This is a genomic window from Mycobacterium neglectum, from assembly GCF_002591975.1.
GTDB lineage: Bacteria > Actinomycetota > Actinomycetes > Mycobacteriales > Mycobacteriaceae > Mycobacterium > Mycobacterium neglectum.
This window is the reverse complement of the sequence record NZ_NVQE01000067.1, coordinates 1-18,789: the sequence shown is the minus strand read 5'-3', so window position 1 is coordinate 18,789 and position 18,789 is coordinate 1. Positions and strand designations below refer to the sequence as shown.

Here is an 18,789-nt window from a genome sequence, read left to right as displayed (position 1 = left end):
CGACCTGGAAGCATTGCAACCGTCAATCAACCGATTGGCCACGGCGAAGTAACGCAAGCCCCCACGCGCTCATTATGCGTGAGGCACCAGCTCACCCTTCGCGCTCACAATTAGGTGAGGCACCTCGCCTAGTTCGACCCCCGATTGTATGACGTGCACCGCCGTCGGTGAGCATCAGCATGCTCGGTTCGATAATGGTGTGCACGTGAACCCACGATGGGAGTTCAGGGACAGGAGCAAGTTGGCGACATTTCTGATCGATCTGTCGCCGAGCGATATGCAACGCCGGCTCGGTGACGCACTCGCCGTTTACGTGGACGCGATGCGATATCCGCGTGGCACCGAAGACCAACGGGCTTCGATGTGGCTCGAGCACACCCAGCGGACCGGCTGGAAGGCAGTCGCCGCCATCGAAGTCCCGGAAACCCCCGACCGGGACGAACCCGACGGGCCGGTGCTGGCGTCGGCGTCCCTGCTCGGTGTCGCGTACGGCTACTGCGGCGCGCCGGACCAGTGGTGGCAGCAGCAGGTGGTCGCCGGCCTGCACCGCGTCGGCGCGGACGCCGCCCGCATCGCCGAGCTGATGACGAGCTACTTCGAGCTGACCGAGTTGCACATCCATCCCCGCGCCCAGGGCCGCGGACTCGGTGAGGCGTTGGCCCGCCGTCTGCTTGCGGAGCGCGCCGAATCGCATGTGCTGCTGTCCACACCCGAGATCAACGGCGAAGCGAACCGGGCCTGGCGGCTGTATCGCCGGCTCGGCTTCGCCGACATCATCCGCGGATACCACTTCGCGGGCGACCCGCGAGCCTTTGCCATCCTCGGGCGGACTCTCCCCCTCTAAGCCCCACTAATGCCCTGTGAGCGCACGCGTCTGGCACGATGACCACGTGCGCGCCCAGCATCCCCGTAACCGTCGACTGCTCGCCGTGGTGTTGCTGTTACTCATCGCCCTGCCGTCGCTCGTCGGGTGCGTGCGCGTCAGGGCGTCGATGACGGTGTCGCCGGACGACAGGGTGTCGGGACAGATCGTCGCGGCGGCCAAACCGCGCAATGCCGACGACAAGGGTCCGCAGCTGCTCAACAGCCTGCCGTTCGCCAACAAGGTGGCCGTCTCGGAGTACAGCCGCGACGACTACGTCGGCTCGCAGGCGGTGTTCTCCGACCTCACCTTCGCCGAACTTCCCCAGCTGGCCAATATGAACCGTGACGCCGCGGGGGTCGATATCGCGCTGCGTCGCGCCGGGGACCTGGTGATCCTCGAGGGCCGTGTCGACCTGACCTCGCTGAGCGACTCCGAAGCCGATGTGTCGCTTTCGGTGTCCTTCCCCGGCGAAGTGACATCGACCAACGGCGACCAGGTGTCCGCCGAGATCGTCGAGTGGAAACTCCGCCCCGGCGTGGTGAGCACGATGAACGCACAGGCCCGCTACACCGACCCCAGCGCGCGCTCGTTCACCGGTGCGGCGATTTGGCTCACGGTGGGATCGTTCCTGGTCGCCGGGATCATCGGCGGACTTGCCTACTACAACCGCGACCAGTCCCCCCGCGTCGGCGAACGCCGCGCCGCCTAGGTGTCGTGGCGCCGGGCTCTGACTTGCTAAACCAGCAGACGCAGGCTCTACTGGCGAATGCACTCGGGGCGAATAGTGCACAGAGAAAGGGGCGCCCGCTGAGCGTGTATGCAGCGGCACCGTCAGCCGTCGAGTTGACCAAAGCCGTCACCGAGCAACTGCGCGCCTACCTCGCCGAGCGCCGCAGCGAGTGCGCCTATATGGGCGCCGATTACGGCGAACTGACCGCGGCGCTCGAAGAATTCGTGCTGCGCGGCGGTAAGCGTCTGCGGCCGGCGTTCGCATACTGGGGGTGGCGAGCGGTCGCCGAAAACCCCGATGACTCCGATGAGGAACAGGCACTGCGCCTGTTCTCCGCGCTCGAGTTGTTGCACGCCTGTGCCCTCGTCCACGACGACGTCATCGACGCTTCGGCGACCCGTCGCGGCCTGCCCACTGTGCATCGGCTGTTCTCGGAAAAGCACCGCACCCACGACTGGCATGGGAACCCCGACCAGTTCGGGCTGTCGGCTGCGATCCTGCTGGGCGACCTTGCGCTGGTGTGGGCCGACGACATTGTCGCCACGGTCGGTCTTCCGGTCGAGGCGCATCACCGTGTGCACCGGGTCTGGGGGGCGATCCGCACCGAGGTCCTCGGCGGCCAGTATCTCGACATCGTCGCCGAGGCCAGTGGTGCCGAATCGGTGGCATCGGCGATGACTGTGAACGTCTACAAGACTGCCTCCTACACGATTTCGCGCCCGTTGCAGCTGGGCGTCGCAGCGGCGGCGGACCGTCCGGATGTGCAGGCGACCTTCCACGAGCTGGGCACCAATCTGGGCGTCGCCTTCCAGCTGCGCGACGACGTGCTCGGTGTGTTCGGCGACCCCGCGGTCACCGGTAAGCCCTCGGGTGACGACCTGCGCTCCGGTAAGCGGACCGTGCTGCTGGCCGAGGCGGTAGAACTGGCCGAAAAGCATGATTCGGCGGGCGCCAAGATGCTGCGCACGTCCATCGGCACCGAGCTGTCCGACGCGCAGGTGAGCGATCTGTGCCTGATCATCGAATCGGTCGGTGCACTCGCCGCCGTCGAGGACCGTATCGATGCGCTGACCCGTAGAGCGCTGGCGCTCCTGTCCGCGGCACCGATCGACACCCAGGCCAAAATCGGCCTCTCCGAGCTCGCCAGATTGGCCGCCAACCGGTCCGCCTGAGAATGACAACCTCATCACCGGCGCTTCCGTCGAAGAAGTCAGCTATGGCGCAAGGTATTTCGCGGTTCGGCGCGTTCGCGGTTTCAGCGCAGGCCAAGCCGGCGCGACTAGGCGCCCTTGGCGCCGTCCTGATCGCCGCTGGTGGACTCGGCGCGGGCAGCACACGGCTGCACGATCCGCTGCTGGAATCGCTGCATCTGTCCTGGCTGCGCTTCGGTCATGGACTGGTGTTGTCGTCGGTGCTGCTGTGGGTCGGCGTAGCCTTGATGCTGCTGGCCTGGCTGCGGCTGGGCCGCAGCGTGATCGACCGCACCGCGACCGAATACACGATGGTCGCCACGACGGGGTTCTGGTTGGCCCCACTGCTGTTGAGCGTGCCGGTCTTCAGCCGCGACACCTATTCGTACCTGGCACAGGGCGCGCTGCTGCGCGACGGTTTCGACCCGTACGTGGTGGGGCCCATCGATAATCCGAACTCGTTGTTGGAGAACGTGAGTCCGATCTGGACCACCACAACCGCGCCGTACGGCCCCGCCTTCATCCTGGTAGCGAAGTTCGTCACCCTGGTGGTCGGCGAAGACGTCGTGGCGGGCACAATGCTGTTGCGGCTGTGCATGTTGCCGGGATTGGCGCTGCTCATCTGGGCTGCGCCGCGGGTGGCCCGACACGTCGGCGCCAACGGCGCTGCCGCGCTGTGGATATGTGTGCTGAACCCCCTGGTGATCATCCATCTCATGGGTGGCGTGCACAACGAGATGCTGATGGTCGGGCTGATGATGGCCGCGATTGCGCTGACCTTCAGCGGCCACCACTTCTGGGGCGTCAGCCTCATCGCCGTGGCGGTTGCCGTGAAAGCCACAGCGGGCCTGGCGCTTCCGTTCATGGTCTGGGTTTGGACCCGAGATCTGAGGCGACGGCGCGGCTATGGATCCGTCAAGGCCTTCACGACGGCGACCGCGGCTTCGGCGCTGATTTTCGTCGCGGTGTTCGCGGTGCTATCGCTGGCCGCCGGGGTCGGCCTTGGCTGGCTGACGGCACTGGCCGGTTCGGTGAAGATCATCAACTGGCTGACGCTGCCCACCGCGGCGGCCAACCTCATCAATGCCATCGGCAGCCTCGTCACGCCGGTGAACTTCTACGCCGTGCTCGACGTCGCCCGGATCATCGGCATCGCCGTCATCGCGATCTCACTTCCGTTGCTGTGGTGGCGGTTCCGGCACACCGATCGTGAAGCACTGGTCGGTATCGCACTGGTGATGGGTGTCGTGGTGCTATTCGTCCCCGCAGCGCTGCCCTGGTACTACACGTGGCCGCTGGCTGTCGTCGCGGCGCTCGCACAGAGCAGGCGTTCCATCGCGATCATTGCCGGCTTGTCGACGTGGATCACGGTGATCTGGAAACCCGACGGAGCGCACGGCATGTACTCGTGGCCGCATGTGTTGCTGGCCACGGCATGTGCCGCCGGGGCGTGGTACTCGCTCTACAAGGCGCCCGGTCCGGTCAACAGGCAAGGGCCTGGGCCCGACGCACCACCTCGCGAGCCTGATGCGAGTGCAGCGCATCGACCGGCCGGGCATTAGCCTGCTTGCCCGTCGCCCCGTCGCGGCTGATGGTCAGCGATTCGTCGGGTGTGAACAACCAGCGCACGATCTCGGTCTCGTGGTATCCGCCGTCACGCAGCACGACGAGCAGGCCGTGCAGGCTTTTCACCACGTGCCCGCTGTCGTCGAAGAAGATCGTCGGCACCACCACCGCACCGTTGCGTCGCACACCGATCAAATGCCCCTCCCTCAGGTGCTGGTGCACCTTGGTGACCGGGACACCGAGTAGATCGGCGACAGCGGGCAGGTCGTAGACGGCCTCGCCGGGTTCAAGAACATCATCGGCGACCGGAATGCTGCTCACCCCATCAAGTCTAGGTGGCGAGTGCCGACTCGTAACATGTGTTTGTGGAGACCTACCAGCAGTCGGGCCCGCTCGCGGGGACCGTCCTGGACGGTCGGTACCGCGTCGACACCATGATCGCCACCGGCGGGATGAGTTCGGTGTACCGCGGACTCGACCTTCGCCTTGACCGACCCGTGGCGCTCAAGGTCATGGAATCCCGGTATGCGGGTGATCAACAGTTCCTCACCCGTTTCCAACGAGAGGCGCGCGCGGTCGCCCGACTCAGCCATCCCGGTCTGGTCGCCGTCTACGACCAGGGCGCTGGAACACCCGGCAGGCAGGCCCCTTATCTCGTGATGGAACTCGTCGAGGGCGGCACTCTGCGCGAACTGCTGCGCGAGCGCGGCCCGATGCCACCACACGCCGTCGCCGCGGTACTCGCACCCGTGCTCGGCGGCCTGGCGGTGGCACACGCGGCCGGCCTCGTGCACCGCGACATCAAGCCTGAGAACGTGTTGATCTCCGACAGCGGTGAGGTCAAGATCGCCGACTTCGGACTGGTTCGCGCGATCGCCGAGGCCAAGATCACCTCCACCAGCGTCATTCTGGGCACCGCGGCCTATCTGTCGCCCGAACAGGTCAGCACCGGTGATGCCGACCCCCGCAGCGATGTGTACGCGGTGGGCATCCTCGCCTACGAGCTCCTCACCGGCGTCACCCCGTTCACCGGTGACAGCGCGCTTTCGGTGGCATACCAACGGATGGACCACGATGTCCCCCCACCTGGCACGGTGATCGCCGGTGTACCAACACAATTCGATGAGATGGTGCTGCGCGCGACCGCCCGCGATCCCCAGCGGCGGTATTCAGACGCCCGGGACATGGCCGATGATCTCGGCGAGATCGTCGACGATCTCGGGCTGCCCGCCTTCCGCGTCCCGGCTCCCAGCAATTCGGCTCAGCATGCCGCGGCGGTCACCGCCGCCACCGCAGCCAGGAAACCCCCGCCGGCGTCGAGAGTATCGCCTCAGCACACCCGCGAGCTCACCCGCGATGACATCGCACCGCAGGAACCCGAATATCAGCCCGCATCAGGGCAATTCGCCGGTGTGGATCTCGACGAGTTCTACTGGGCGCGGCAACGCGCTAAGCGCGTGCTGCTGTTCTGGGTGATCGCCGTCGTCACGCTGACCGGGCTGGTGGCGGCCGGCGCGTGGACGGTGGGCAGCAATATCGGCGCGCTGCTCTGACTAGTCGCGCAACATCTCGGCGACCAGGAAGGCCAATTCCAGCGATTGCTGGGTGTTCAGCCTCGGGTCGCACGTGGTTTCGTAGCGCCCGGCCAGATCCGAATCGGAGATGTCCTGCGCACCACCGAGGCACTCGGTGACGTTCTCGCCGGTGATCTCGACGTGGATGCCGCCGGGATGGGTACCGAGCGCGCGGTGCACCTCGAAGAAACCCTGTACCTCGTCCACGATTCGGTCGAAGTGGCGGGTCTTGTAGCCGGTCGACGACTCGTGGGTGTTGCCGTGCATCGGATCGCACTGCCAGATGACCTGATGGCCGGTGGCCTGTACCTTCTCGATGATCGGCGGCAGCAGGTCGCGAATCTTGTTGTTGCCGAAGCGGGTCACCAGGGTCAACCGGCCCGGATCGTTGTGCGGGTCGAGCCGCTCGACGTATTCGACGGCGAGCTCCGGCGTCATCGTCGGACCGAGCTTGACGCCGATCGGATTCGCGATGACCTCCGCGAACGCGATGTGCGCTCCGTCGAGTTGGCGGGTGCGCTCGCCCACCCACACATAGTGCGCCGACAGATCGAACAGCGCCTGCTCACCGTCGCCGTTCTCGGCCAGCCTCAGCATGGCGCGCTCGTAGTCGAGCACCAAGGCCTCGTGCGATGCGTAGATCTCGGCGGTCTGCAGGTTGGGATCGTTGACCCCGCACGCGTTCATGAAGCGCAAGCCGCGATCGATCTCACCCGCGAGCGCCTCGTACCTGGCACCCGCCGGTGACGTCCGGACGAACTCCCGGTTCCAGTCGTGCACGAGATCCAGCGACGCGAGCCCACCCGATGTCAGGGCCCGAGTCAGGTTCATTGCGGCACTCGCGTTGGCGTAGGCCCGCACGAGCCGTGACGCGTCGTGCTGGCGCACTGCGGCGTCGGGAGCGAAACCGTTGATCATGTCGCCGCGGTAGGACTTCAGCCCAAGCGCGTCGGTGTCTGACGAGCGCGGTTTGGCGTACTGCCCGGCGATTCGCGCAACCTTGATCACCGGCATGCTCGAGCCGTAGGTCAGCACCACGGCCATCTGCAGCAGCGTCCGGATGTTGCCCCGAATGTGCGGTTCGGTGTTGTCGGCGAACGTCTCGGCGCAGTCGCCGCCCTGCAGCAGGAAGGCCTCCCCGCGGGCGACGTCGGCCAGCAGGCCCTTGAGCCGCTCAACCTCGGAAGCAACAGTGATGGGCGGAACGCTCTCGAGCACCGTCCGCATCGCCTTGGCCTGTTCGGCATCCCAGCTGGGCTGTTGCGCGGCCGGCCTGGCGAGTGCGGTGTCCAGGCGTTGCCGCAGCTCATCGGACAGCGGCGGCAATGCAGGCAGCTGGTCGATGGGTACGTCGACGGTCCAGTTCACCCGTCAATGGTAACTGGACGCCCATAGCGCTTTTTACCGCTGGACTGGCACTTCCCCAGTCGTCATCAGCTGGAAGCGCATCAGGTTGTGACGTGCGTCGACGAGGGCATCGTGGGAATCGCGCGGGCGCGGCGGCATTCTGGGCGATCCGCGTTCCTCCCAGAACTGCCTCAGCTCCCGGGTGAACCGCGGAATCGCAGGTGGCAGGTCCGTCATCGGGCCCCACAACTGGCACAGCACAACGTGGTCGTAGGCCCCGACCCACGCCCACAACTCGATCGGCTCGTCACCGTCGACGCCGAGAAAGTCCTCCAGGTCCGACCGGATCTGCCGCCGAGAGCGCCACAGCTGCGACGCCGGCGACGGAAGTTTGGGCAGAACGTGCTTGCGCACCCAGCTGCCTGCCTGGTCTGGATTGAATTCCGTTGAAATACCGTAATATTCGCGGCCATCTTCGGCTGCGACGCCGATCGAGATCAGTTCGATCGTCCGGCCGTTGTCGATGAACTCGGTGTCGTAGAAATACTTCACGCCCCCGACACTCCTGCCGCCGTTTGCCCCGGCGCGGGAGCGGCATGGATCTCGCGGTCGAGTTCCTGATCGACTTCGCTGTCTTCTGGGAAGCGCGGCTCACCGGCGACGACGTGCTGGAGCCAGAGCTTCGCCTGCACGACCGGCCTGCGCAATCGTCGTTCGCGCTCCAGTGCCCTGTGCATCTTCTTTGGCCGGTCTCCGTATCGCCAGCGGGCCCATGGCGCGTGCGGGCGGGACAGCCGGATTGCGCCGATGAAGAGCAGCGGGGTGATGAACATTCCCACCAGACCCGTCCAGACCTTGCCTTTCAACAGCACGATGACGGCGAGCAGCAGGGTGAATACCGCAAGGGCGATCACGCTGGCACGCGCCGCGAACGAATGATCGTTGCGCCAGATCCCGACGTCGAAGAACGACAGGGGGTTGAAACCGAGAACCAGCAGCCCGGCGACGGCGACGGCGGCGAACACCGCGTCGACCGACGTTCGCCCGTCCTCGGCCCAGTACACGTCCTGCAAATGCAGGATCAGCGCGAACTCATCGAGTACCAATGCAGCCCCGACACCGAAAAAGGTTGCCGCGACCGTGAATTCGGGTACTCCCCCGTTGACACCCAAAGTCACCATCGACACACCGGAAATCATGACCAGAATCACACCGATAACCACGTGGTGGATGTGCAACCCATCGCCCGCGGAAATGTTGCGCGGCTGCCACCATTTGCGCGGCGCGTCGGAGTCGGCATGGCTACGGATGTACCGGACGATGGTGCGTGTCACAAAGAACGTGAGAATGAACGCGACCAGGCAGAACACCAGCGGCATACGGCCCTGCGGGATGCCGAAGTCAAGATCGAAGGTCGCACGCACGGTCGAAAACTTACGCCGACCTGCGCGTGGCACGCCCGGGATACCCTACGACGCGCCGATGACCACCGATAGTCTGGTCGCGAAATGAGTATTCGGCGGTCGCCTGGCAGGCCTGATTGGGGACCAATGCTCGCCTGGCGGCTTTTTCAGCTGCTGACCGTGGCGGCGTTGGTCTGGGCGGGCTGGCGGTTGCTGGGGCACATTCCTTACCGCATCGACATCGACGTCTACCGGATGGGCGGGCAGGCCTGGCTGGACGGGCGGCCGCTGTATTCCGACGGCGTCGTGTTCCGCACCCGCGGCGGCCTCGACCTGCCGTTTACCTATCCGCCGCTGGCCGCCGTCCTGTTCTCCCCGTTCGCACTGCTGTCCCTCGAAGGCGCCAGCATCGCCATCACACTCACCACGCTGCTCCTTCTGATCGTGGCGACGACCATCCTGCTGACCCGGTTGGACGTATGGCCGAATCCGCCTGCCGGCAAGAGCGCTGCGACCGGGGAGCCGGCCTGGCTGCGGCGAGCCTGGCTGGCTGCGGCGATCGTGGCGCCCGCGGTGATCTACTTCGAGCCGATTCGGTCGAACTTCGACTTCGGCCAGATCAATGTGGTGTTGATGACGCTGGTCATCGCCGACTGCGTGCCGCGAAAGACGCCCTGGCCCCGGGGCATGCTGTTGGGGTTCGCGATCGCACTCAAACTCACCCCTGCGGTGTTCCTGCTGTACTTCGTGCTCCGCCGAGATACCCGCGCGCTCATCGTCACCACAGCGTCGGCCATGGTCGCCACGCTGGCCGGGTTCGCTTTCACCTGGCGCGACTCGCTCGAGTACTGGACGCACACGGTCCGCAATACCGACCGCATCGGCACCGCGACTCTGAACACCAACCAGAACATCGCGGGCGCCCTGGCCCGGCTGGGCCTCAGCGAGGGTATGCGGTTCGCGCTGTGGACGGTTGCCTGCTTCGCGATGCTCGCCCTGACCATCTGGGCGGCGCGCAGGGTCCTGAAGGCCGGGCAGCCCGTGCTCGCGCTGATCTGCGTGGCGATGTTCGGTCTGGTGGTGTCGCCGGTGTCCTGGTCGCATCACTGGGTGTGGGTACTTCCCGCGGTGCTGGTCACCGGCATCGTGGCCTACCGGCAGCGGGACGCGGCGCTGGCCGTCGTCTCCGCGGCGGGCATCGCACTGATGGTCTGGACGCCGATCCCGCTGATGCCCGAGCACCAGGAGACCGAGGCGTCGCTATGGCGGCAGCTGGCCGGTGGTTCCTACGTGTGGTGGGCGATTGCGGTGATCATCGTTGCGGGCACGGTGTCATTGCGTCCGGCGCTACGCAGCAATCCGGCAGTCGACGAGGCGCGCGTCCCCGCCGTCAGTTAGCTCAGCCGGCGGCGACTTCTGGCATGCGGGCCGACGGCTTGGCCGTGATCTCCGCCTTGCCATCCTTGACATCGGCGGCATACAGGTCGACATATTCCTGCCCGGACAGCCGCATGAGCTCGTACATCACCTCGTCGATGACCGCGCGTTCGATGAACCTGTTACCCGCCAGACCCTCGAACCGGCTGAAATCCATCGGCTTGCCGAACTTCACCGTCACTCGGCCGAACCGCCACCCCTTCTTGCCGGGCGGATTGACGACGTCGGTTCCGATCATCGCGACCGGAATCACCGGGACGCCGGTCTCCAGGGCCAGTCGCGCCAAACCCGTCTTGCCTTTGTAGAGCCGTCCGTCGGGCGAGCGGGTGCCCTCCGGATACATGCCGAGCAGCTTGCCCTCACCAAGGACGCGGGCGGCTGTGGTCAACGCGGCCTGGGCACTGTCGGCGTCGGCGCGGTCGATGGGCACTTGGCCCGCGGCGGTGTAGAACCACCGCTGGAACCACCCTTTGACGCCCGGCCCGCTGAAGTACTCGGCCTTGGCCAGAAAGGTGATCCGCCGGCGGACCACAAGAGGCTTGTAGAAACTATCGGCGACCGCGAGGTGGTTACTGGCCAGGATCGCGGGTCCCGAGCGCGGAACATAGTCCAGCCCTTCGACTTTCGGCCGGCCCAACAGCGACAGCACGGGACCCATGAAGATGTACTTGAACAGCCAATACCACATAGGCCCTCCTGGGTGATCGAACACACCGCGGTGTTCTGCGACAACTGTACCCACGCACCCCGGATGCGACCACAACTCGCACCTGGCCGGTGTCTGAATGAATCCGGTTACTCCTCAACCGTTACCGGAATGTGCTGATATCGCCCCGGTCCCGGCGGCGGCTCGTCACCGTCGGGCGGATCCGGCGGAGGCGGCGACCCGCCGGGCGGTTCGTCCCCGGACCTCGCGGCTGACTGCGCCGCGCTGTCTGCGTCTTCTATCAGGGCCCGCACCACCGCGAGCAGCGCGACGCTGTGATCAGCGACGACCGCCAGCAGCGGATGCTCTTCACCCGACGCCAGCGCCGCGAGCGCGCACACCGGACACCACACCTGCTGGCACTTGCCGGGGGTGGCACCACCGGCCGCCGCGCGTGCTGCGGCCATTCGCACCACGGGATCGAGCCGGTCCAGAATGGTCTGCGCCAGCTGCCTCAGCTCCGGACCGATGTCGGAGTGTTCGCCGTTCACTTCGGCCACACCTCCGGGTTTGGTCGGAACCGTACTGTCAGTTCAGTACCTCGCAGCTGCGCATCCATCACGATGCAGCGACGCAGCACCGACGCCAGCCGAACGCGGCGCCGCATGCCGCCGGCACCGATGATCAAGTCATCGTCGACCCGCCCGAGTGAGAGCGCGGTGGAGTCGACCTGCGGCAACTCTAACCGCATTCGGTAGACGGCTTCGAGACCGGATCCGGATTCCCTGTCGACTATCGGCCGCAGCGGTCCCGGCGGTGGCGACCCGTCGCGCCTGCGTGCGGCGTCGAGCAGCTCGCCGAGCGCCTTGGCGCCGATCGGCTCGCCGGCGAGGTGCGGAACCAGCACGAGTTGCACGTCACCGATCATGGCGTCCAGCTCGTCGAGGACCGCCCGCTGCTCAGAAATCCGCTCCGAATACCAATCGAACGCGGGATGCTCGGGCAGGTTGCGATACTCATACGAATCGTCTTGCAGCAGAATCTGGTTGACGATCAATTCGTCGACCCGAACCCCCATCAGGGCCAGCGAGCCCAACGTGCGCGCCGCCTCGGCGGCGACCACCCGCTCGGCGGTCATCACCAGATGCGCGCTCAGCACCGATCCGTCGGTGAGCAGGACGCTCAGCCGCTCGGTGCCCGCACCGATGCGTTCGAGGAGCCCGACGACCGCGGCGGAGCGCGCATCGTCGGTGCCGGACAACCGACGATGCCGCGGCCAGGCCCGCTCGAGATACAGGGCGAACGTCGCGGGCAGGGTGAGCATGCGCAACGCATCGGCGGTCGATGCGCAGTCCACCACGACGTGGTCCCACTCGCCGGAAGACGCCAGCTCGCCGACCTCATGCAACCCGAGCACTTCCTGAATCCCAGGCAGCGCCGAAAGTTCTTCCGGAGCAACGCTTCCCAGATCAGACTCGGGGAATCTGCCGGCAAGCAGGCCGGCGATGTCACGCCAATGGGTCTCCAGTAGCGCAAGCGTGTCGAGTGCCAGCGCGTCCAGGAACCCGCCACCGCCGTCGCGCCCACTGTCGAGGTCGGCGAATACCCGGGTGGGTGCACGACCCCCGGTCGGGGTGATCGGGGTGCCGAGCACGTCGCCGATCGAGTGCGCCTGATCCGTCGACACGATCAGCACCCGCATGCCCGCCAGCGCGTCGCGTACGGCGGTAGCCGTCGCCAGCGTCGACTTCCCGACGCCGCCCTTACCGACGAAAAGACTGATCCGGGCCGTGGGCGGAACCGGATTCACACCGCGCTGGGGTGGTGCGAGATCACTCAGCCTCGGCTCGTTTCTTGAGGTCCTTCAACGCGGTATCCGTGAGCCGCCGTTCGGCCTTGCGTTTCAGCAGTCCGATCATCGGGATGATCAGGTCGACCGAAAGCTCATAGGTGACGTCAGTGCCGGACCCCTTGGGCGACAACCGATATGCACCCTTCAGTGCCCTCAGCAGCGAGCTGGACACCAACGTCCACTCCACCGATCCGCGGTCGACCTGCTTCCAGTCATATGCCAGCACCATCGTGTCCTTGAGCACGGCGGCGTCCAGCACCAGCCGCGCCGTCTTCGGATACCCCTCCGGGCCCGCCTCGAGGACCTCACAGTCCTGGTACTCGTTGACCCACTCCGGATAGGACGCGATGTCGGCGATCACACCCATTACCGTCGAAGGGTCGGCATCGATGTAGATGGTCTGCGCCGTCTTGTCCGCCACTGCCTTCTTTCCCGTCTATCTGCCGATGGCAGAAATCTACTCCGCTGCGCGGTCTTGAGCCCACCGTCTCATGCCAGCCGAGAAACCCCGACCGGGCGCGTCGCCTCCAGACGCCGCTTCACCTCGAACGCCATGTTCTTGCCCGCCACCCTGCGCTGGTGGTTCATTTTGGCGAGGTCCATCCTGGCCAACTGATGGGCCGCCACACCGGAAGGTTCGGCGTGCAGGAAATAATGCAGAATCGCCCCGTCCAGGGCGGGCTGCAGCCAAACTTCCATGGTTCCGGTCAGCGAACCGGTCACAGTCCACCGGTGGCCGGCCTCACCACGGTCCTCGACCACGGTCAAGTTCAGGTCGGGCCACCAGCGGCGCCAGCTTGCGGGATCGCCAACCGCCATGCCCACCTCGACGGGGTCGGCGGCGACGAAGGTCTCGTCGGCGATCTGGATGCTGTTCATGGCCTACCAGCTTCACATATGCCCCGACTGTCGCGGCAGGTGGCCGACTAGGCTGGTGAACGGCAAAGCCGCTAGTCGAGAGGCCATGATCGTGCGAGAGTTCAGTGTCCCCGCCTCGTTCACCGTGGGCGAGCACGACAACGTCGTCAGCCCAGTTTTCAGTCACGAGCGCGACGATCCCGACCATGTGATCTTCCAGCGCCTCGTCGACGGCGCATGGACGGACGTCACGTGCAAGGAGGCCGCCGACCAGATTCGTTCAACGGCACTGGGGTTGATCGCCGAGGGGGTGGCTCCCGGTGATCGCGTCGCCGTATTGTCGGCGACTCGCTACGAATGGCCGATCCTGGACTTCGCCATTCTGGCCGCGGGCGCTGTCACGGTACCGATCTACGAGACGAGCTCCGCCGAGCAGGTCAAATTCGTGCTGCAGGATTCCGGCGCGGTACTGATCTTCGCCGAGACCGACGCTCACGCCGACAACATCGAGCAGTTCAAGGACGACGTGCCCGCATTGCGCAAGGTGCTGAGCATCGACGGGTCGGGCACGCCGGCGCTGGAGGCGTTGACCGAGGCGGGCAAGTCGGTGGACAGCAAGCAACTCGACGAGCGGCTCGCCGGTGTGAAGTCCACCGACCCCGCGACGCTGATCTACACGTCGGGCACCACCGGCAGGCCCAAGGGCTGCCAGCTCACCCATTCCAACCTGCTCTATGAGATCCGTGGCGCGAAGGACTGCTTCCCGACGCATCTGGCCAAGGGCGAGCGGATGCTGGTGTTTCTGCCACTCGCGCACGTGCTGGCCCGCGCGATCACCGTCGCTGCGTTCACCGGCAAGGTGACGCTCGGGTTCACCAGCGACATCAAGAACCTCGTTCCGACGTTCGGGGTCTTCAAGCCGACATTGGTGGTTTCGGTGCCCCGGGTCTTCGAGAAGGTGTACAACACCGCCGAACAGAATGCCGAAAGTGGCGGCAAGGGCAAGATTTTCGCGGCCGCGGCCGAGACGGCAATCGAATGGAGCAAAGCCCAGGACACCGGCGGCGCGGGGCTGGTGCTCAAGGCAAAGCACGCGCTGTTCGACAAGCTCGTCTACGGCAAGCTTCGGGCTGCGCTCGGCGGCAACTGCCACGCTGCGATCTCCGGCGGCGCCCCGCTTGGCGCGCGCCTCGGCCACTTCTACCGCGGTGTGGGCCTGACGATCTACGAGGGCTATGGGCTCACCGAGACCAGTGCGGCGATCACCGTGAACCGGGTCGGCGACTTGCGCGTGGGTTCGGTCGGCAAGCTGCTGCCCGGCAACAGCATGAAGCTGGGCGAGGACAGTGAGCTGCTGGTGAAGGGCGGGGTGGTGTTCAGCGGCTACTGGGGCAACGAGGCCGAGACCAGTGCGGTGTTCTCCGACGGCTGGTTCCACACCGGAGATCTGGGCGCCATCGACGACGACGGCTTCCTGACCATCATCGGACGCAAGAAGGAGATCATCGTGACCGCGGGCGGCAAGAACGTCGCCCCCGCCATCCTCGAAGACCGCCTACGCGCCCACTCGCTGGTCAGTCAGGCGATGGCAGTGGGCGACGCCAAACCGTTCATCGCGGCACTGATCACGATCGATCCCGAGGCGTTCGGCGGCTGGAAGGAACGCAACGGCAAGAACGCCGCTGCGTCGGTGGGCGACCTTGCCACCGATCCGGACCTCGTCGCCGAGATCGATCTGGCCGTCAAGGAGGCCAATCAGGCCGTGTCGAAGGCCGAAGCGATCCGCAAGTTCCGCATCCTGGGAGTCGATTTCACCGAGGAAACCGGCGAGCTGACACCCACGATGAAGGTCAAGCGCAAGGTGGTGGCCGAAAAGTTCGCCGCCGATATCGAGGGTCTCTACCGCAAGGATTAGAGCAGGCCGGCCAGCTTGGCTGCCTGATCCTTCCACTGCCAGTTGTCGACGACCCAGCGCCGCCCCGCCGCGCCCATGCGCGCCGCCCTGGCGGGGTCGGCGAGCAGGTCACTGACGGTCGCGGCGATGGCGCCGATGTCCCAGCCGTCGACCACCACCCCGGTCTCGCCGTCGAGAACGGTTTCCGGGGCTCCTCCCGAGCGGCCGGCCACCACCGGCACCCCGGACGCCGACGCCTCCAGATAGACGATGCCCAGCCCTTCGACGTCAAGGCCGGCACCCCGGGTCCGGCACGGCATCGCGAACACGTCGGCCACGGCGTGGTGGGCGGGTAATTCGTCGCTCGGCACGCCGTCGGTGAACACCACGTGGTCAGCGACTCCGAAGTCGTGCGCCAGGCGGCGCAGCGACGTTCCGTACGGGCCGCCGCCGACGATCACCAGCGCGGCATCGCTCACGCGCTGCCGGATCGCGGGCAACGCGCGGATCAACATGTCCTGACCCTTGCGCGGCACCAGGCGGGACAAACAGACCACGACGGGGCGATCACCCAAGCGGTAGCGGGCCCGCAACTCGGCGCGGGCAACCTCGTCCGGGGCGAATCGCGCGGTGTCCACGCCGGCCGGTAGGTGCTCCAGCGCCGCGCGCGGACCGAACGCCGAGGCGAACCGCCGCCTGGTGTAGGCGCTGACGTAGGTCACCGTGTCCGTCCCGGATCCGATGCGGCGCAATGCCGTCCGGGCCAGGGGAAGCATCGACCAGCCCACCTCGTGCCCGTGGGTACTCGCGATCACCCGGCCGGCGCCCGCGTCACGGGCGAGCGGCGCCATCAGCGCGAGGGGTGCGGCCGCCCCGAACCACACAGTGTCTGCGCTGTGACGTTCGATGAGCCGCCGCATCCGCTTGGCAACCGACGGTTCGGGCAGCATCAACGTGGTCGGGTGTCGCACCACCTCGTAGGCGGCAGCCCGATCGAACTCATCGGCCCCTTTCCACTCGGGCGCGTAAACGGTCAGTGTGTGAGCGCCCGTATCGGCCAGGTGATCCACCAGTTCCTGCAGGTACGACTGAATTCCGCCACGTCGGGGCGGAAAATCGTTGGTGACCAGCAGAACCCGGCTCATCGCCCGTCAGGCTAACCTCTGAGCCACTGGCGCCACGCGGCGAGCAGCCCGGCGACGTCGGTTCCGAGGGTGTCCCGCACCGCGACAGCCAGGTCGGGGTGGCCGTGCCCGCACGCGCGGACGTACAGCGACCGCAGTGCCGCGGGGCCGTACTCGCCGGCCACGAACCGGCTGAACCACCAGGCGCGGTCATAGGCCAGTGAGCGTTCTCCTCCGCTCAACTCAGCGTCGGTCGGGAGTCCCTGCTGCGCCATCATGGCCGAGTCCGCCGGCAGGGGTGTCGGTGGGCGGCCGACGTAGTCGGCCACGCCCTCGGTGAGCCACCGTGGCGCGTCGGCAGCGGTCTCAGCGCGCGCCGCGTAATGGAAAAGCTCGTGGCGCAACACGATTCGTAACGAATCGTCACTCATCTGCGCGGCGCCGGGGGCGAACATGATCCGCTCGCCGGTGGTGGTGGCCGCGGTGTGGGAATCGCCACCACCCACCGCGGCGAACTGCGCGTCGGTACCGGCCGCCACGACGACGATCTCGCGCGGCCAGTCAGGCCCCCAGAATGCGCTGACGGCGTCCGCCGCATCGTCGAGTTGTGCGGAGATTCGATGCAGCAACGGTGCCGTGCGCTCCCCGAGTCCGACCAGACGCACGGTGCGGCCGTCGCGCAGCGTCTGCGAAGTCGACACCGATGTGGGTGTGGTCAGCGACGCCTCGGTGGCGACGGGCGGACCGGCGGGAGCGGCTCCGGTTCTGCTCACCAACAGGAGCGCGCAGACCAACTCCGTGATCAGAAGTGCTGCCAGGGTTGTTCTGCTCTTCGCGTGCGAGCGTCGATCCGCTCGGTTCGAGCGCGGGTACTCGACTGTCAGTAGCGGCGAACGTTGTAGATCGGTGCGTTGTCCACCGGGGCGACGCGCACCGGCGTGCCGTAGGTCGACGCGTGCACCATCATTCCGTCGCCGATGTAGATCGCCGTGTGCGACGCGTCGGAGTAATAGTTGACGACGTCACCCGGCTGCATCTGGTCCATCGAGACCGGTGCTCCGCCGTTGGCCAGCGCCTGGCTGGAGTGCGGCAGCGAGATACCGGCCTGCTGGAACGCCCACTGGACCAGCCCGGAGCAGTCGAACGCGTTCGGGCCTGACCCGCCCCATGAATACGGCGATCCGATACGGCTCAGCGCGGCCTGGATCACGGTGGGCCCATGTCCGCCGCCGAGCGGCGGCGCCATGTCACCTGGCGGAATGCCAGGAGGCGGCGGAACAGCGCCGGCAGGCGGCGGAGCGATGCCTGGAGGCGCCAGGGCAAGGATCGCGGGGTCGTTCGGGGGTAGCGGAGCCGGTGGTGGTGGCGGCGGGGGCCCGGGCGGCATGGCGGCCAGGGCCTCGCGCTGGTTCGGTGTCAGTGCCTCGTACTGCGACTTGACGATCGCGATGTCCACCTGCAGCTTGCTCTGCTTGGACTGCAGGTCTGCACGTACCGCGGCGGCCTGCTCGGCGGCGGTCTTCGCCTCGGCGGCCGAGCGCGCCGACGCCTGTTCGGCGATCGTGGCCTGGGCGCTGGCCTCGCGGAAGCTCTTCATCTGTGACGAGATCTCGGCGGCCATGACCCGCTGAACCGACATCTGGTCGATCAGGCCCTGCGGAGACGAGGCGGTCAGTAACGCGTTCATACCGTCCGGCCGGCCACCCATGTACTGCGCGGCGGCAACCCTGTTGACGTTGGTCTGGAACGTTGCCAGCTGCGACCTGGCCGAGTCCAGCGCTCCGGCGTCCGCGGCGTGCTTGGCTTCCGCGGCCTCTTGCACTGCCAGCTTGTCGTTCAAATCCAGCTGCGCGGAGTGCATCGCCTCGGTGGTCTGCTCGGCCTGCCGCGACAGCTCATTGAGCTTTGCCAGCGCGTCGTCGGCGGGGTCGGCCTGCACACTCGAGGCGAGAATTCCCCCGAACACGGTTATCGCAGCTATCACACCGATTGCGGGTCGCTTAAAAACACGAGCGAGCCAATGCCTGCGGTCAAGCCTCAAGATTTGTGTCCTTCAACTGCCGTGACGAAGCCGTATCAAGCTGCGCTTAGGTCTCAGACAGGTTACGAAACGGCATCGCCCTTGTCCAACAGAAGACGTAAATTTAACAGTCGACACGGAATTCGCAACAAGCGCCGACGTGCCTCACCTACTTTGAGCGCGTGGCCGGTGGTGGTGCCTCACCTATTTTGAGCGCGTGGTCTAGAAGGCTTGCCCGATGTGGAAGGCAAGATCGATATGGCTGCGAGGCGGCAGGTAACGA

19 protein-coding genes are annotated in these 18,789 nt (G+C 66.4%); 7 read left to right on the top strand and 12 right to left on the bottom strand.

The genetic code is table 11. The features are described 5' to 3' along the window. Positions 1-241: 241 nt before the first annotated feature. From CSQ99_RS28975 to CSQ99_RS28960, 4 genes are all read left to right on the top strand, one after another. Positions 242-844, top strand: coding sequence for a GNAT family N-acetyltransferase (locus CSQ99_RS28975; protein ID WP_176561278.1), 603 nt, complete (start codon positions 242-244; stop codon positions 842-844). 16 nt (positions 845-860) lie between these two features. Further along, the gene (locus CSQ99_RS28970; protein ID WP_281258522.1) at positions 861-1,574 is read left to right on the top strand and encodes an LppM family (lipo)protein; all 714 of its coding nucleotides are present in this window, start codon (positions 861-863) and stop codon (positions 1,572-1,574) included. A 104-nt stretch (positions 1,575-1,678) separates the two neighbouring features. Beyond that, complete coding sequence (gene idsA2, locus CSQ99_RS28965) at positions 1,679-2,767, top strand: bifunctional (2E,6E)-farnesyl/geranyl diphosphate synthase (RefSeq protein WP_099042427.1); 1,089 nt, start codon at positions 1,679-1,681, stop codon at positions 2,765-2,767. 44 nt (positions 2,768-2,811) lie between these two features. Next, positions 2,812-4,347, top strand: a complete 1,536-nt coding sequence (locus tag CSQ99_RS28960) for an alpha-(1->6)-mannopyranosyltransferase A (RefSeq protein ID WP_099042426.1) — start codon at positions 2,812-2,814, stop codon at positions 4,345-4,347. Here CSQ99_RS28960 and CSQ99_RS28955 read toward each other — a convergent pair. After that, complete coding sequence (locus CSQ99_RS28955) at positions 4,268-4,672, bottom strand: Rv2175c family DNA-binding protein (protein WP_099042425.1); 405 nt, start codon at positions 4,670-4,672, stop codon at positions 4,268-4,270. The genes CSQ99_RS28960 and CSQ99_RS28955 overlap by 80 nt on opposite strands. 44 nt (positions 4,673-4,716) lie before the next feature. Between CSQ99_RS28955 and CSQ99_RS28950 the strand changes: the two genes are divergently transcribed. Next, a complete protein-coding gene (locus CSQ99_RS28950) occupies positions 4,717-5,904 on the top strand; it encodes a protein kinase domain-containing protein (RefSeq protein WP_099042424.1) in 1,188 nt (395 codons plus the stop codon). On the opposite strand, the gene CSQ99_RS28945 is transcribed toward CSQ99_RS28950, so the two are convergent. Genes CSQ99_RS28945 through CSQ99_RS28935 form a run of 3 tightly spaced genes read right to left on the bottom strand, consistent with a single transcriptional unit; the run spans position 5,905 to position 8,696 of the window. Then, positions 5,905-7,293, bottom strand: coding sequence for a class II 3-deoxy-7-phosphoheptulonate synthase (locus CSQ99_RS28945; protein WP_099042423.1), 1,389 nt, complete (start codon positions 7,291-7,293; stop codon positions 5,905-5,907). 33 nt (positions 7,294-7,326) lie between these two features. Further along, a complete protein-coding gene (locus CSQ99_RS28940; protein ID WP_099042422.1) occupies positions 7,327-7,824 on the bottom strand; it encodes a polyadenylate-specific 3'-exoribonuclease AS in 498 nt (165 codons plus the stop codon). After that, on the bottom strand, positions 7,821-8,696 hold the full coding sequence (locus tag CSQ99_RS28935; protein ID WP_099042421.1) for a hypothetical protein: 876 nt from the start codon (positions 8,694-8,696) through the stop codon (positions 7,821-7,823). The genes CSQ99_RS28940 and CSQ99_RS28935 overlap by 4 nt, the downstream gene beginning before the upstream one ends. A gap of 84 nt (positions 8,697-8,780) precedes the next feature. Between CSQ99_RS28935 and CSQ99_RS28930 the strand changes: the two genes are divergently transcribed. After that, on the top strand, positions 8,781-10,073 hold the full coding sequence (locus tag CSQ99_RS28930) for a glycosyltransferase 87 family protein (RefSeq protein WP_099042420.1): 1,293 nt from the start codon (positions 8,781-8,783) through the stop codon (positions 10,071-10,073). A gap of 1 nt (position 10,074) precedes the next feature. Here CSQ99_RS28930 and CSQ99_RS28925 read toward each other — a convergent pair whose 3' ends face one another. The 5 genes from CSQ99_RS28925 to CSQ99_RS28905 form a co-directional block, all read right to left on the bottom strand. Then, positions 10,075-10,800, bottom strand: coding sequence for a lysophospholipid acyltransferase family protein (locus tag CSQ99_RS28925; protein WP_099042419.1), 726 nt, complete (start codon positions 10,798-10,800; stop codon positions 10,075-10,077). 107 nt (positions 10,801-10,907) lie between these two features. Continuing rightward, the gene (locus CSQ99_RS28920) at positions 10,908-11,309 is read right to left on the bottom strand and encodes a hypothetical protein (RefSeq protein ID WP_099042429.1); all 402 of its coding nucleotides are present in this window, start codon (positions 11,307-11,309) and stop codon (positions 10,908-10,910) included. Next, on the bottom strand, positions 11,306-12,568 hold the full coding sequence (locus tag CSQ99_RS28915) for an ArsA family ATPase (protein WP_099042418.1): 1,263 nt from the start codon (positions 12,566-12,568) through the stop codon (positions 11,306-11,308). Before CSQ99_RS28915 ends, CSQ99_RS28920 begins: the two co-directional genes overlap by 4 nt. A 22-nt stretch (positions 12,569-12,590) precedes the next feature. After that, positions 12,591-13,031 carry an SRPBCC family protein gene (locus CSQ99_RS28910; protein WP_099042417.1) on the bottom strand — a complete coding sequence of 147 codons (441 nt, stop codon included), beginning with the start codon at positions 13,029-13,031 and terminating at the stop codon, positions 12,591-12,593. 68 nt (positions 13,032-13,099) lie between these two features. After that, a complete protein-coding gene (locus CSQ99_RS28905) occupies positions 13,100-13,489 on the bottom strand; it encodes a polyketide cyclase / dehydrase and lipid transport (protein WP_099042416.1) in 390 nt (129 codons plus the stop codon). Between the two features lie 85 nt (positions 13,490-13,574). Between CSQ99_RS28905 and CSQ99_RS28900 the strand changes: the two genes are divergently transcribed. After that, positions 13,575-15,383: an AMP-dependent synthetase/ligase gene (locus tag CSQ99_RS28900; RefSeq protein ID WP_425437890.1), complete on the top strand. Its 1,809-nt coding sequence runs from the start codon at positions 13,575-13,577 to the stop codon at positions 15,381-15,383. Here CSQ99_RS28900 and CSQ99_RS28895 read toward each other — a convergent pair. From CSQ99_RS28895 to ripC, 3 genes are all read right to left on the bottom strand, one after another. Next, positions 15,380-16,507 (bottom strand): glycosyltransferase family 4 protein, encoded by a 1,128-nt coding sequence (locus CSQ99_RS28895; protein WP_099042415.1) that lies wholly within the window; start codon positions 16,505-16,507, stop codon positions 15,380-15,382. The two genes, CSQ99_RS28900 and CSQ99_RS28895, sit on opposite strands and share 4 nt — an antisense overlap. A gap of 11 nt (positions 16,508-16,518) precedes the next feature. Further along, positions 16,519-17,259 (bottom strand): eCIS core domain-containing protein, encoded by a 741-nt coding sequence (locus CSQ99_RS28890; protein ID WP_245909144.1) that lies wholly within the window; start codon positions 17,257-17,259, stop codon positions 16,519-16,521. A gap of 107 nt (positions 17,260-17,366) precedes the next feature. After that, a complete protein-coding gene (ripC, locus tag CSQ99_RS28885) occupies positions 17,367-18,527 on the bottom strand; it encodes a peptidoglycan hydrolase RipC (RefSeq protein ID WP_099042413.1) in 1,161 nt (386 codons plus the stop codon). Positions 18,528-18,789: the final 262 nt, after the last annotated feature.

Coding starts and splice junctions, on each gene's coding strand:
- CSQ99_RS28960 (WP_099042426.1), top strand. CDS start 2,812: ATGGCGCAAGGTATTTCGCGGTTCGGCGCGTTCGCGGTTTCAGCGCAG.
- CSQ99_RS28930 (WP_099042420.1), top strand. CDS start 8,781: ATGAGTATTCGGCGGTCGCCTGGCAGGCCTGATTGGGGACCAATGCTC.
- CSQ99_RS28925 (WP_099042419.1), bottom strand. CDS start 10,800: ATGTGGTATTGGCTGTTCAAGTACATCTTCATGGGTCCCGTGCTGTCG.
- CSQ99_RS28905 (WP_099042416.1), bottom strand. CDS start 13,489: ATGAACAGCATCCAGATCGCCGACGAGACCTTCGTCGCCGCCGACCCC.
- CSQ99_RS28900 (WP_425437890.1), top strand. CDS start 13,575: ATGATCGTGCGAGAGTTCAGTGTCCCCGCCTCGTTCACCGTGGGCGAG.
- CSQ99_RS28895 (WP_099042415.1), bottom strand. CDS start 16,507: ATGAGCCGGGTTCTGCTGGTCACCAACGATTTTCCGCCCCGACGTGGC.